Source organism: Bacillus infantis (assembly GCF_008180445.1).
In the GTDB taxonomy this organism is placed as follows: Bacteria; Bacillota; Bacilli; order Bacillales; family Cytobacillaceae; genus Bacillus_AB; species Bacillus_AB infantis_B.
Genome location: NZ_VTER01000007.1, coordinates 272,932 through 286,469, shown reverse-complemented (window position 1 = coordinate 286,469; position 13,538 = coordinate 272,932). Strand labels below are relative to the sequence as shown.

The 13,538-nt window shown below is 46.5% G+C and carries 14 protein-coding genes; 2 read left to right on the top strand and 12 right to left on the bottom strand.

The features are described from left to right. Window positions 1-83 precede the first annotated feature (83 nt). On the bottom strand, window positions 84-1,868 hold the full coding sequence (locus FZD51_RS15480) for a S9 family peptidase (RefSeq protein ID WP_148975601.1): 1,785 nt from the start codon (window positions 1,866-1,868) through the stop codon (window positions 84-86). A 156-nt stretch (window positions 1,869-2,024) separates the two neighbouring features. Between FZD51_RS15480 and FZD51_RS15475 the strand changes: the two genes are divergently transcribed. Further along, window positions 2,025-2,924, top strand: coding sequence for a PhzF family phenazine biosynthesis protein (locus tag FZD51_RS15475; protein ID WP_148975600.1), 900 nt, complete (start codon window positions 2,025-2,027; stop codon window positions 2,922-2,924). Window positions 2,925-2,935: 11 nt separating this feature from the next. On the opposite strand, the gene FZD51_RS15470 is transcribed toward FZD51_RS15475, so the two are convergent. The 11 genes from FZD51_RS15470 to FZD51_RS15420 all read right to left on the bottom strand — a co-directional run bounded on the left by FZD51_RS15470 (window position 2,936) and on the right by FZD51_RS15420 (window position 12,662). Continuing rightward, complete coding sequence (locus tag FZD51_RS15470) at window positions 2,936-3,925, bottom strand: glycosyltransferase family 2 protein (protein WP_148975599.1); 990 nt, start codon at window positions 3,923-3,925, stop codon at window positions 2,936-2,938. 120 nt (window positions 3,926-4,045) lie between these two features. Next, window positions 4,046-4,237 (bottom strand): hypothetical protein, encoded by a 192-nt coding sequence (locus FZD51_RS15465; protein ID WP_009794397.1) that lies wholly within the window; start codon window positions 4,235-4,237, stop codon window positions 4,046-4,048. Window positions 4,238-4,313: 76 nt separating this feature from the next. Beyond that, a complete protein-coding gene (gene mglC, locus FZD51_RS15460) occupies window positions 4,314-5,333 on the bottom strand; it encodes a galactose/methyl galactoside ABC transporter permease MglC (RefSeq protein ID WP_148975598.1) in 1,020 nt (339 codons plus the stop codon). Window positions 5,334-5,345: 12 nt separating this feature from the next. Continuing rightward, window positions 5,346-6,848: a galactose/methyl galactoside ABC transporter ATP-binding protein MglA gene (gene mglA / locus FZD51_RS15455; RefSeq protein ID WP_148975597.1), complete on the bottom strand. Its 1,503-nt coding sequence runs from the start codon at window positions 6,846-6,848 to the stop codon at window positions 5,346-5,348. A gap of 172 nt (window positions 6,849-7,020) precedes the next feature. Beyond that, the gene (gene mglB / locus FZD51_RS15450; protein ID WP_148975596.1) at window positions 7,021-8,082 is read right to left on the bottom strand and encodes a galactose/glucose ABC transporter substrate-binding protein MglB; all 1,062 of its coding nucleotides are present in this window, start codon (window positions 8,080-8,082) and stop codon (window positions 7,021-7,023) included. Between the two features lie 513 nt (window positions 8,083-8,595). Continuing rightward, a complete protein-coding gene (locus FZD51_RS15445) occupies window positions 8,596-9,273 on the bottom strand; it encodes a transposase (RefSeq protein ID WP_338120391.1) in 678 nt (225 codons plus the stop codon). A 17-nt stretch (window positions 9,274-9,290) separates the two neighbouring features. Next, window positions 9,291-10,169 (bottom strand): transposase, encoded by an 879-nt coding sequence (locus FZD51_RS15440; protein WP_148975594.1) that lies wholly within the window; start codon window positions 10,167-10,169, stop codon window positions 9,291-9,293. Between the two features lie 2 nt (window positions 10,170-10,171). Continuing rightward, a complete protein-coding gene (locus tag FZD51_RS15435; protein WP_148975593.1) occupies window positions 10,172-10,396 on the bottom strand; it encodes a transposase in 225 nt (74 codons plus the stop codon). 319 nt (window positions 10,397-10,715) lie between these two features. Then, the gene (locus tag FZD51_RS15430; protein ID WP_148975592.1) at window positions 10,716-11,291 is read right to left on the bottom strand and encodes a class I SAM-dependent methyltransferase; all 576 of its coding nucleotides are present in this window, start codon (window positions 11,289-11,291) and stop codon (window positions 10,716-10,718) included. Window positions 11,292-11,314: 23 nt separating this feature from the next. Beyond that, window positions 11,315-12,226, bottom strand: a complete 912-nt coding sequence (locus FZD51_RS15425; RefSeq protein WP_148975591.1) for an NAD(P)/FAD-dependent oxidoreductase — start codon at window positions 12,224-12,226, stop codon at window positions 11,315-11,317. 34 nt (window positions 12,227-12,260) lie between these two features. After that, window positions 12,261-12,662, bottom strand: a complete 402-nt coding sequence (locus FZD51_RS15420) for an Rrf2 family transcriptional regulator (protein WP_009791002.1) — start codon at window positions 12,660-12,662, stop codon at window positions 12,261-12,263. Window positions 12,663-12,892: 230 nt separating this feature from the next. Here FZD51_RS15420 and FZD51_RS15415 point away from each other — a divergent pair, with 230 nt between their 5' ends. Next, entirely contained in the window at window positions 12,893-13,456 is a 564-nt protein-coding gene (locus FZD51_RS15415) for a CBO0543 family protein (RefSeq protein WP_148975590.1), read from the top strand. The last annotated feature ends 82 nt before the right edge of the window (window positions 13,457-13,538 follow it).

Here is a 13,538-nt window from a genome sequence, read left to right as displayed (position 1 = left end):
GGGGGCTTGCCTGTTTTCTTTTGGAGCGGAGGCAGGAAAAAAGCCGGAAAGCGCACACACAGTGCGTACTTTCCGGCCAAACCTTAATCAATAAAACCATCAAAGAACTCCAGCACTTTGCGGTAGACTTTAATTTCGTTGTCTTTTTTGGAAAAGCCGTGGCCTTCATCGTCGAGAACCATGTATTCGACTTCCCTCCCCTTCTCCTGAAGCGCAGCTACGATTTTGTCGGATTCCGCTTTGACAACACGCGGGTCTTTGGCTCCCTGGATGACAAGCATCGGCTTTATCATTGTATCAAGATAGGTGATCGGCGAGTACTCGATCAGCTTTTCCTTGTCTTTGACCGGATTGCCGACCCATTGGTTCATGACCGGCTTCCAGTGCTCAGGAACCGATTCAATGAAGCTGAACAGGTCGCTCGGGCCGAAGATATCGACAACCGCTTTAAAGTACTCAGGATGCCTGCCGTGCAGGAGCAGGGCCATATAGCCGCCGTAGCTTCCTCCCATCAGCAGGAGCTTCTCCCGCTCTGCATAGCCGTTCTTGATTAGCCATTCAAGCCCTTCAACATTATCCAGGCGCGGGCCATAGCCCCAGTCGCCTTCAACCATTTTCATATAAGAGAGCCCGTAGCCCGAGGAGCCCCTGAAATTCGGTGCAAAGATGCTGTAGCCCCTGTGGACAAGGAACTGGAACAGAGAGCGGAAAGAAGCCCTTTCTGCCGCCTGAGGACCGCCGTGCGGCCAGAGGATGACATGTCCGTTGCTGTTTTCCTCCTTCGCCCTGAAGAAGAGCGCCTCGATCTCAAGTCCGTCGTACGAAGGGTAGTGCAGGATTTCAGGCTCTGCCATTTCCTCTTCACTGACGCCAGGCACACGATTATTGGTCAGCTGTGCCCACACGCCCTTTTCATATTTATAAAGATTAGGAGGAGTGACTGCAGACCTGCCGAGCAGGTAAAGATTTCCGGACTCTGCCACTGACAGCCCGTCGATGGTGCTCGCCGGGAGCTCCAGCTGCTCCGCCTCGCCTTCCTCAAGCCCGTAGCGGAAGAGATGGTCCTCTGCTCCTTTTTGGCTGCTGATATACAGGGCGCGGGCTTTTTTATCAAATTTCAGCCCTGAAAAGTCTTCCCCATCAAGCGAAAGCACTTTTGTGAATTCGTTCGTTTCCAGGCTGAATTTAGCTAAATAAGATAAGTCTTCTTTATAGTTAGTTACAAGATAAATATCGTTTTCCGAAGTAAAGACAGCATCTGTGACTGTATGCTGAGGCTCTGCCTCAGGCGTCAGCAGCACTTCCTTCTCACCATCCCAGGCATAGGCAAGCGAGTATGTATTCGCGAACATCCTGCCAAAGACAAAGCGCTTCTCATCAGGGCTTTTGGCTGTCAGGAAGGTGGCCGCATCCCGGCCGTGAAGCAAGACCTCCTCTTCCCCCGTCTCCATATTGTAGGCATATGCCTTCAAAAAGGTGGCATCTTCCTTGCTGGACGTATAATAAAGTGTCTTTCCGTCCTTAGAGGCGATCAGTCCCATATGCCGGGCATTTTCATGCGTGCGGATAGGCTTTAATTCACCGCCATTTCTCGGCAAAGCATAGATCTGGCCGTTTTCATCGCCGTCCGAGTCGATAACGGCAAGCAGGAAGCGCCCCTCCTTATCAAACTCTATTTCCTCACAGCTTTGGTTTTGGAAACTTAACGGATAAGGATAGAGATTGGGCAGATCCATCGCCCACAGATTGTATTTCCCGTTCAGGTTTGTGCTGAACACAAGCTGCGATTCATCCGGGCTTACAGCAAATGTCTGGATCCCAAAGGTCTGGAAAAAATATTCAACATCCGGTTTTGAAAAAGAAAGCATTCTAGTTTTCCCCCTCTTCTCTGTTTTTACTAGATTCGGCAGTGATTCTGTATAATAGATTTGCCGGCATCTCTATCCTATTCGGGAAGAAAGGCCGGAATCCCTATCTTTTTGCAAGAATTTTCTTGAAAATAAGAGCAGAAGGAGGAGTTTTTGTTGAAAAATATCACATTTTATCAGGTGGATGCCTTTACTGATCAGGCATTTGGCGGCAATCCAGCCGGCGTAGTCCCGGAAGCCGCAGTCCTGGAGGAAGAGGAGATGCAGCTGGCAGCGCGGGAATTCAATCTGTCTGAAACTGCTTTTCTATCTCCTTCCGGCAGCGAAAATGCCGATTTCAGGGTCCGCTATTTTACACCGTCCTGCGAGATCGATTTCTGCGGCCATGCGACCCTGAGCGCAGCGTGGTTCATGGCGTCTGAATTAGATTGGCTCAGGCACAGCAGGGAAATCCGTTTTGAGACCAATATCGGCATTGTGCCGGTTACTTTTCAAACAGAGGGAGAAAAGCTCCTTTCTGCAGAAATGACTCAAATATCTCCGAAAATAAAAGAAATAGAATACAGTCTGGAAGAACTGTGCCAAATGATCGGCGTTTCTTCTGCCGACATTGACGAGCGCTATCCCATCAGGCTGGGATATACAGGGAACTGGCATCTGCTTGTCCCCATGAAAACGAGGGAAGCAATCGATGGGGCAGCACCCCAGTTTGATCTGGTAGAGGAGCATAACCGCCGGCTGGGGATCAGCACAACCCATTTGTTTACTTTTGATGCTAAAGATATGGAATATGACATCTATACAAGGGATTTTGCTCCTGCTGCGGGCATCAGGGAGGATTCTGTCACAGGCTCCGCGAATGGCGCCCTTGCCGGTTATTTAATGCTTGAGAAAATTCTTGAACAGGGAAAAAACCACATGCTGGCTATTGGCCAGGGGCATGCAGCAGGCAGGCCCGGCCTGCTTCAGGCGGGCATCAGCTCTGATGGGGAAAGCATCAGGATTACAATCGGCGGCAGTGCAGTACCAGTCATCTCCGGAACGCTTGCATTTTAGGCACCCTGTCCCTAAGCCTGGACTGCCTCCAGGCCGGAGAAAGCCTTAAGTTTTTCCAGGTCGCCCCGCTTCACAAGGAAAAGGAAAACCCTCATATTGAGAGGAAGAAGCTTTTCCGTTTGATCATCTACCCAGCTGTTTAAAAATCGGTTCAGTTCACTGAGCCACAGGAACTTTTCATCAAGACTCATTTGAGAGCCGGCAAACAGGATGCTTCTTCCGGTTGTCAGCTCTTTCTTTAAGTACTTTGCCTTTAACAGATTGCGTTTCTTTTCATTCTCTGCGTATCGGTGGATGACCTTCACCGATTCTTCCAGCGTCTTATAATAGTCCCTCGGCTGGACCTGGATGACGCTCGCATGCTGCTTATCTTTATGATTGACCACATAATAGCATGGATAGTCCGCTACGATTGAAATGCCGCGTGCCAGGACATAGGCCTTTACCATGAATGGCTGGTCCTCTGCTGTGCAGATCCCTACCGGGAAGGTAATATCATTATCAAGCAGAAAGCGGCGGCGGAACATTTTTGTAGGGCCGATGGCCTCAAGCACATTTGATTCATACACATTGGTGAACGGCTCGTTCGCCGCAAACATCGACTTGGCCACCCATCGCCCATTCACGCCAGTAAATTTTCCTACAATAATGTCAGAATGACTGTCATTCCCCATCTTGTACATCCGCTCCAGCGCCTCCGGACCCAGATAATCATCCGCATCCACGAAAAAAATGAACTCTCCGAGGGCCTGCTTCATAATTGTATTGCGCGGGGCGCCCGGTCCCCCTGTATTCTCCTGATGGATGACAGTGATATTCGGATGGGTGCTTGCATAGCTGTCCAGCACTTGTCCGGAACTGTCGGTCGACCCGTCATTCACCATGATGATCTCAATGCTCTCCTGCTCCATCGACTGATTCAGGATCGACTCCAGGCAAGTACAGATATGATTGGCAGAGTTGTAGACCGGAATCCCGACAGTCACTTTGATTTGGCTCATATGGGCCTCCCCCTTTACTATATATGTATAGTTTTTTACATCTTTTCCCTCCTTTATCTTATCTCCAAACTGGAATATATCGGAAAAGGCCTCTTTAAATTAAACACACAAAAAAAGGACCTACTTTTTAGGCAGGTCCAAGGCTTGATAAGCAGTCTGATATTTTCCCCCGTCTGCAACCTCTGCGTGGTACAAGGCTTTTAGAGCGAAGTTTTTTTCAAGCATATGCTCTTTTTCGAGCTCTTTTAAACGCAGCTGCAGTTCTTTGTTCTGCTTGACCAGCTGCTTCATTTGCGATTTGAGAAATTTCATGGTCTGAGCTCCTTTTGCCGATATGTCTGGCAAGTATAGCACAGGGTGGCGCAAATGAGAAACGCAGCTTAGCAGCTTATTTCTTTTTCGCATGCTTTCTCATATCGAAGGCAACAGCGACGATGATGATGGCACCTTTGACGATGAACTGGATATAAGGGCTGACGCCAAGGAAGGCGAGTCCGTAGTTAATGATCTGGAAAATCAGTACGCCGGTGATGACGCCCGGCACGGTGCCGATCCCGCCGGACAGGGATACCCCGCCGACCACACAGGCTGCGATGGCATCGAGTTCATACATATTTCCTGTATTATTCGTAGCACTTCCTACACGTCCGGCTTCAAGGGTGCCGGAGAAGCCGTAGAGAAGGCCTGCGATCAGGTAGATCAGGATGATATTCCTCGCGACGTTGACGCCTGAAACCTTTGCCGCCTCAGGATTTCCGCCGATTGCGTACATATTTTTCCCAAGCTGGGTCTTGTTCCAGATCACCCAAATGATGATGGAAACAACAGCCGCATAAATGACAAGGTATGGCAGTTCATACTGCCCGATCGGGATTCCCCTCTGGGCGAATGTTGTGAAGCTCTGGCTCAGTCCGCCGATCGGCTGGGCCCCGTATGGCGGGCGGTCAAAGTAGATCGAAGTGACGCCGTAGACGCCGATCATCATGCCAAGGGTGGCAATGAACGGCGGTACATGAAACTTGGAAACAATAACACCATTAAGCGCTCCGAAAAGGCCTGTTACTGCCATGGCGATCAGAATCGGTATGATGATCGGCAGCTCGGCAAGATTCGGGTACATTTTATAAGCATAATCCGAAGCCTGCAGCATCGATGCTGACACAACAGCGGCGAGGCCGACAAGCCTTCCCGCTGACAGGTCTGTCCCGGCAGTGATCAGAATGCCTGCTACCCCGAGGGCAATGATGATCCTGGATGAAGACTGGCTCAGGATATTGATAAAGTTCGTGATTGATAGAAAGTCAGGTGACGCGATGATGATCCCGATGACAAGCAGGACCAGTACGACATATATGACATTGTCGACGAGCCATTTGGCTGCATCGAATCTTTTTTCCGCTTTGTTCATGTGTGTTTCCTCCTAGTACATTGCAGCGAGCCGCATGATTTCTTCTTGCGAGGCTTCTGCAGTATCCAGTATCCCGGCCAGCTTCCCGTTGCTCATGACCATGATCCGGTCACTCACGCCCAGCAGCTCGGGCATTTCGGATGAGATGAAAATGATCCCCTTGCCTTCTGCCGCCAGTTCGCTGATCAGCTGGTATATTTCAAATTTGGCCCCGACGTCGATTCCCCGCGTCGGTTCATCCAGCAGCAGGATTTCAGGCCTTGTGAGGAGCCAGCGGCCAATGATGACCTTCTGCTGATTCCCTCCGGACAAAGAGCCGATGGAAGTTTTCTGCGACGGTGTCCGGACATTCATAGAATCTATGACCCATTTTGTATCCTCCGCCACCTTGCCGTCCGAAAGAAAAATGCCTTTTCGGTATTTCTTCAGATTGGCAATGATAGAGTTGAAGCTGATGCTCAATTCCGGGAAGATGCCGGTAGACCTTCTTTCCTCTGTAACGAGTGCAAAGCCGTTCTTGATAGCATGCTGCGGGGAATGGTTCTGGACTTCCTTCCCGTGAAGCTCGACCTTTCCTGACTTCACGCCCCTCATGCCAAACAGCGCTTCCACCACTTCGGTCCGCTTTGATCCGACCAGCCCGGCGATGCCAAGGATTTCTCCCTTCCTCAGTTCAAAGCCGATATCAGAGAAAGAATGCTTTGCCTCCGCTGTGAGGCCGGAAACTTTTAATATGACCTCTCCCGGCTCGTTCACCTTTTCCGGGAACCGCTGTGACAGATCACGTCCGACCATAAGGCGGATAATCTCATCCGTTGTCAGCTCCTCGGCGCTTTTTGTCGCGATATACTGGCCATCGCGCATGATCGTCACTTCATCGGATATTTGGAGGATTTCCTCCATTTTGTGGGATATATAAATGATGGCTACATTTTCGCTTTGCAGCTTTTTAATGATTTTAAATAAGTGATTCACTTCTTTCTCCGTCAGTGAAGAGGTCGGTTCGTCCATGACGATGATCTTGGACTGGTAGGAAACCGCCTTGGCGATCTCAACCATCTGCATCTCTGAAACCGAGAGAGAGCTTACCTTGCTGGACGGATCGATGCGGATGTCCAGGCTTTTAAAAATGGCTGCCGTATCTTCGTACATCTTCTTCTCATCAATGAAGATGCCTTTCTTCGGGTAGCGGCCAAGCCAGATATTATCCATGACATTCTGCTGGCGCACCTGATTGAGCTCCTGGTGGACCATGGAGACCCCGCTTTCCAGCGCCTGCTTCGAGCTGGCAAAGGCTACCTCCCGGCCTTCGAGGAGGATCTGTCCCTCGTCCATTGAATAGATGCCGAAAAGGCATTTCATCAAAGTTGATTTGCCTGCTCCATTTTCCCCCATCAGCGCATGCACTGTCCCTGCCCTTACCTTGAGGGAGACATTGTTCAGGGCGATGACCCCGGGGAATCTTTTTGTTAGATTTTTCATTTCCAGCAGCACTGCTCCGTTTGTTTCCGGCATGAGTGCACCTCCTTGCTTGCCCTTCTGCATGTGCCGGCACTGCCTGTTATGGCTGTTTCATCCTGCCGGCTGTTTTTTGGAAAACAATGAGAGACCCGCACAGCAAGCCCCCCATTGTTGGAAAAACTCTTTTTATCTATTGTTCTGCTGCCATCAAATTGAGGCGCAGTTCTTACTTGTAAGCATTCTTGCCGACGTCGATATTATCTTTCGTCACTTCTACGTAAGGAACGCGGACGGCTTTGGCTTCGTCAAGCTCCCATTCTGTTCCGTCAAGCACGTCTTTGCCGTTTGCAGCGTTGACTGCAAGCTGGACAGTCGCTTTCCCCTGGTTCTGGGCATCGTTCAGGACCGTTCCGACCATTTTGCCGTTTTCGATCATATCCAACGCTTCCGGAATAGCGTCGACGCCTACGACTGGCATGAATTTATCTCCGGAGAAATAGCCTGCTTTTTCAAGAGAAGCAATTGCCCCGAGTGCCATGCCGTCATTGTTGGCGATGACGAATTCAATCTGGTCGCTGTATTTTGCCAGCCAGGCATCCATTTTTTCAGTTGCCTTCGTTGCATCCCACATACCGGTATCCATTGCCAGTTCTTCTGTTTCAATGCCGATGCCCTTGACTGTGTCAATCGCATATTTGGTGCGGGCTTCGGCATCCGGGTGGCCCGGCTCGCCTTTCAGGAGCACATACTGGATTTTGCCGTCTCCATTTTTATCCCATGCCGCTTCATTCGCTTCCCACTGCTTGGCAATCAGTTCACCCTGGATTACACCTGATTCGGAAGAAGTTGTCCCGACATAGTAGGCTTTGTCATAACCACTCATGACCGCTGCATCCGGCTCTTTGTTGAAGAAGATAACCGGCAGATCCTTTGCTTTTGCTTTGTCGATGACCGTCTGTGCCGCTTTCGGGTCAACCAGGTTGATGGCCAGTGACTTTGCTCCTTTGGCGATCAGTGTATCGACCTGCTCGATCTGCTTCGCCTGGTCGTTCTGGGAGTCATTGAGCATCAGGTTAGCCTGGTCCTTTGCAGCATCCTCCATTGCGCGGCGCACATAAGACATGAAGTTATCATCAAATTTATAGATGGTTGCCCCGACAGCCGGAAGTCCATCCTCCTTGCCTGAATCCCCTGAACCGCCAGTTGAATCGCTGCTGCAGCCCGCAGCCAGCATGATGCTTGATGCAACCGTAAGTGATAAAAGCAAACCTTTTTTCTTTTTCGCCATTTTCCCAATCCCCTTTTGGTTTTTATTTGTAAGCCCTTACATAAATAGTAGCAGGAGTGGAGGAGATTTATATTTGGAATAACTAGCATTAAATTGTGATTTTCTAGATTATTTTGTGAAAGCGTGTTCAGGAGCGTGGGTTAGGATATTTTTGTTGAAGGTGCTATTTGGAAAAAAGAAAGGCGTATGAATAGGCACAATACAAGGAGCCTTCCAGTTTGTAAGGAAAAGGTGTTATGGTAAGAACTCTCTCTTAACTTGAAGGCTCTTTTCGTAAAGATTAGCTTTTAATTATAACAATTAAAAATTAAATTTTTTGGTAACAGAACCTAATTTGAGTAGCCACCAAGCCTTAAAATAAGCGTAGAATTGAGACCGTCGATTAAGTTGTAGTTTTTTCTTCTTCTACACCTTATTTCACAGACTTTGTGAATTTTACCGGTTTTTTTCACAAACTTGCATTATTTTATTGGTTTTTCCTCTTGTGAAGGCCCTCTGTTTGTTCTCATTTCCCTAATTTGGGCAGACGGGGGCCTTAACCCGATTTTCGCATTTTTTGTAGCGGTAAAAGGGCTGAATAGATTCAGTTGCTTTTTTAACCATGATTTTCACGTTGATGACCATGGCCGTCAACTTGGACGCAATCCTTAATGATTCCCTACCTCTTGTTCTTGGCTTTCTGAGCCCGTGATGGTTGGCAGCTTCATGATTCGTTCTCTCCACATCGTACCTGGCTATTAATGCTTTTTTTCCTTCATCGGTTTGATTATAGGACCTTCCTTGTTCCATGATTTCGTAGAAATCACTGATAAAGACGGTTCGCCCTTTTTTATTGGTCGTACATTGGGCAAACATGGGGCATGCTTGACACGTTTCCTCTTGAAATTTGAATTGATAGCCATGGCTTTTGTTATTGCGTACTTTTTTAGAAGTAGCGTATCCAAGAGGGCATGTGACTTCATCCAATCTTTTATCAAAAACAAACCAATCGCTTTCTAACAATCCTGTCGGATTTGTACTTCTTTGTATGGGAGCACTCATTAGAATCTGCATCTTTGTTATTTTCTGGCGATTCTCTCCTGTGCCATAAGCCGTATCCCCGATAACTTGCTTCGGCAATATACTGTAGCGGCTGACCATTTCCTCCACCATGGGGACAAGACGGTCTCCATCCCATTCGTTACCCGGAATGGGTTCGGTATTCAGGATTAATCCATTCTGCCTCGACTCCAGGTTTCTTTTTTGGGTAATTCCTTGAATGTAAGTTGTGCTTGTCCAGCATCGTCAGGCTCAACCGGTTTGGTGTTCTCTTTCAGGATCTGATAAAGAATTCCTTGAAATTCTAAACAGCGAAGCTGTTGTTTATCGTTCTCCCATGCCCAGAATAAAGGCTTCACCCTCTCACTTTCCAGCCAATGCAACAGGCTGTAGCCTTCCACTGCCAGGCGGCTGAATAATACCAGCCGATCCTCTTCAGGCGCCTGGTCGGAGAGCCGTTTCAGGATGCTTTTGAGGGGACAGTCCTGGGAAAGATGGGTATATAACTTCGGATATGTCCGTTTGATGTGATGGATGATCTGGAGGATTCCCTGTTGGATTAGACGGTAGGAGCCCACCTTCGCAATATTGGCGTAAGTATGGAAGGAATCGATAAGCCAGCGGTCATCATCCTTTCCCCATAGCCCTTTCGCCAAAGCCTGGGAAAGGATATGGTGATGACAGGCATCAAAAAGCTCAGAACCCATGCGGCCCCGATAGAGACCCAAGGTGCTATGATCGAAACCATTGAAAGAAACGGGCACTCCCAAAAAACGTTTTAAATGCAGATGATAAAGAACGGCCTCTTCCATTTCACGGTCAGAGTAATTGTGATAGCGTTGCACAAAATGGATTTTTAATTTTAAGGAGGGAGCATAAGGGCGCTGTCCCTTTGTGGAATATAGGGGTGCACAGAGTTGATCGGCAAAGGAAAAGTCAACCACCTGTTCGACCCGGCTCCAGAATGGATGATCAGGAACCGAAGAGAAAACTTCATAATCTGATAAAGTTAGCTGACCAAATGTTTTATATTGAACGTGAGCCATCATGATCACTCCATACGTAGTTGCACAAAATGGATTTTTAATTTTAAGGAGGGAGCATAAGGGCGCTGTCCCTTTGTGGAATATAGGGGTGCACAGAGTTGATCGGCAAAGGAAAAGTCAACCACCTGTTCGACCCGGCTCCAGAATGGATGATCAGGAACCGAAGAGAAAACTTCATAATCTGATAAAGTTAGCTGACCAAATGTTTTATATTGAACGTGAGCCATCATGATCACTCCATACGTAAGATATATCATTATTTTACCGAACATATGGAGTGAAGTGATGAGGAATTTTTAGAGTATAGAAAAGTATGTGAAAAACTAGATTTGCTTTAATTAATCGACAGTCTCAAATCTCCGCTTATTTTAAAGCTTGCTGGTTGGGTCGGTCTCCTAAAATTCGTTCCCAGGTTTGATGTATATGGTTTGCCTAGTTTGTGACATAAGAAAAAGGGTCTCCCCTCTATTTAAGGAAAGACCACGTAACTTTTTCAATTAAATACTTTAAAGACACTTAATATCCTTAATCATTTAAAAAAATAAGTGCTTACTCCGTTTTCTGTGCCACTAGCATGTATAAGGATTCTGCTGGAATGAATTTCTCAGTTAATTTAAATCCTGCTTCTTTCATTTCACGCTCCATCCCTTCCATGGAAATTCTCGGCGCTTTCCCAGAACTTTTCTTTGGTTCAAGTTCCAGACAAATTAGATAACCTTCTTTTTTCAGGACATTTTTCATTTGCTGTAATAGCGGTGCGAGTGGCTTGATTTCATGCAGGACCAGAGAAGCGATAATGATATCAATAGAACTGTCTGTTAAAGGAAGTGCCTCCATACTGCCCAGCACTGGGACAATATTTGTCACCTGTTCCTCCAATGCTTTCTCTTTTATCATTTCCAGCATAGCCGCGTCGATATCCAGCGCATATACGCTGCCATTAATCCTTTTCGCTGCAGGGATGGAAAAATAACCGGTCCCAGCGCCAAAATCCAGCATGCTATCATTTTCCTTTAAAGGAATCATGTTCAGTAATTGTTCGGGAGATAATACCTTTCTTCGCTCGGGGCTTTCCAAATATGATACTTTTCCTTTATCGTGCTTGCCATGAGAATGATGGTTCATATAAATCCTCCTATTTTTGACTTTTATTTTTCCTGGCTATATTTCTCTTCTATAAGAGCTGCATTCACAGCTATGGCAGCCATACTGCCTTCCGCTGCCGCAATGATTAACTGGGAAGCACCGGCAATTCGTGTATCCCCGCAGGCATACAGGCCTTCTGTGTTCGTGCGCTGCCAACTGTCAGTTGTAATCCCTCCCTGCTCATTCAGTGTGTAGCCAAGTGAATCAAAAGAAGCAGCCTGTTTCCATTCTGACGCAATAAACCCTCCTTCACGAAGCACTGAAGTTCCATCATCAAGCTGGATTTTTTCCAGCAGCCCCTCTTTTCCAATGAGTGAGGAAATCTTCTTTTCGTTAATCCCGATGCCATTATTTTTGAGCAATGCTTTTTCTTCGAGCGAAAGGACTTTCCTGCCGTTCGTAAAAATAATTAAATCATTCGTCCAGTTAGACACCACTTTCGCCATATGAAACGCCGCCTGCTGCTTTTCAGCGATCACTGCCAGCGGCCGATCTTTTAATTCCCAGCCATCACAATAAGGACAGCCGAACAGGCTCTTGCCATAGAACTCTTTCGCCTTTGGAATATCTGGAAGAATTTCCTTGAATCCTGTGGCGATTATAATTTTTTTTGCACTATATACTTCCGCGTTTTCTGTCTCTATTTGAAACAAATTGTTATCTTTATTTATACGATGCACCCGCTGCCGTTCAAGCCTCACGTTCGGGTACTTGCTTAATTCTCCTTGAGCAATCTTTTTGAATTCCTGCGGATGTATACCATCCCTTGTGATAAACCCATGGGACTTAGAAGTTACCGCATTTCTCGGTTTGTTGTCATCAAACAGGATCGTTTTACGTCTTGATCTTCCGAGCACTAAAGCAGCATTCAACCCAGCCGGGCCTCCGCCAATCACCGCGCAGTCTAATACCATTTTGTTCACTCCCTCAATGAATTTATATATTTTCTTATTTCCGTTGTGATTCTGCCTCTTTAGCGATATCGATTAGAAGCTTTGATGCCAGTTCACTTTTCATATTTTCCTCTGCCTGTCTCATGACGTTCTCAATCAAGCAGCCTTCATGGTGAATGGAGCAATCGAATAAGCTAGTCTCCCCTTCAATCGCGTGGATGACATCCAAAAAGGATATTTCATGTTTTTTTCTGGAAATTTTATAGCCTCCCTTTGCACCAGGAGTTGATTCGATCAAGCCCGCTTTCGCAAGTTTGGTTAAAACCTTAGAAAGGTACGTCGGGGAGAGGTGCTGCATTTCTGCTAATTCCTGTACTCCCACTGTGCCCTCCCCAGGCTCCAGCATTAGATGGACCATCGTATGCAGAGCATAGTTTGTCGCGTTTGAATATTTCATAATTACCTCCTCTAATAAAAAAGATATTAAAGACTCATAATATCTGTAATTGAGTTGAGTTTATCACTTGAGGTAAAGGAAGTCAACGAGAGGTTTTTGAAAATCCTAAATTTAACCTGGTCATGTCTATAGTTGCCGGGCGCTTTCTTTACTACCCTGCCAGCTAACCATACATAAGTTCCAAAAAGTGGTGAAAAATATAATCACTAACATTTTGAGGTGAAGGAGATATGTCATTCAAGGAAGGACTGAACCAGTCAGAAAAAGCGTACAATCAATTTACTGATACCAATTCCCTTTTTGCGGAGATCTTGCTGGAGGATTTACTATTTACTTGGCAATGGTGGGTTGGTATCGGACTCTTTATAACCCCATGGTTACTCTGGTTTTTTCTAAGAAAAAGGGAAAGCACTGGTCGTTTGCTTTTAGGCGGATTATTGACGGTCATTTTGTCACTAACAATTGACCTCGCTGTTTTATCAACGGGGCTTTGGTCTTATCCGATGGTCATCATCCCATTAGCGCCCTTTTTATTTTTACCCTATCACTTTTCTTTAGCACCTGTAGGTATTATGTTTACATTGCAGATTAAGCCAAATATGAATTCCTTTTTAAAAGGTGTAATTTTTTCTGCGCTTGCTGCATTTGGAGGGATGAATCTTTTCAATGCCATTGACTTCTATAACCCCAAAAATTGGTCAACTTTTTATGACTTTTTCATTTTTCTTTTTCTTTATTATGCCGCACACAGCATTATAAAACTGGATAGCTTTGAGAAGATAAAAAAAGAGTAATTAACTAAACAGTATCCTTCACTTCAAGATGGAAAATAGCATACCATTTAGCAAAACAAACCGCCTTGACAATAATAAATGT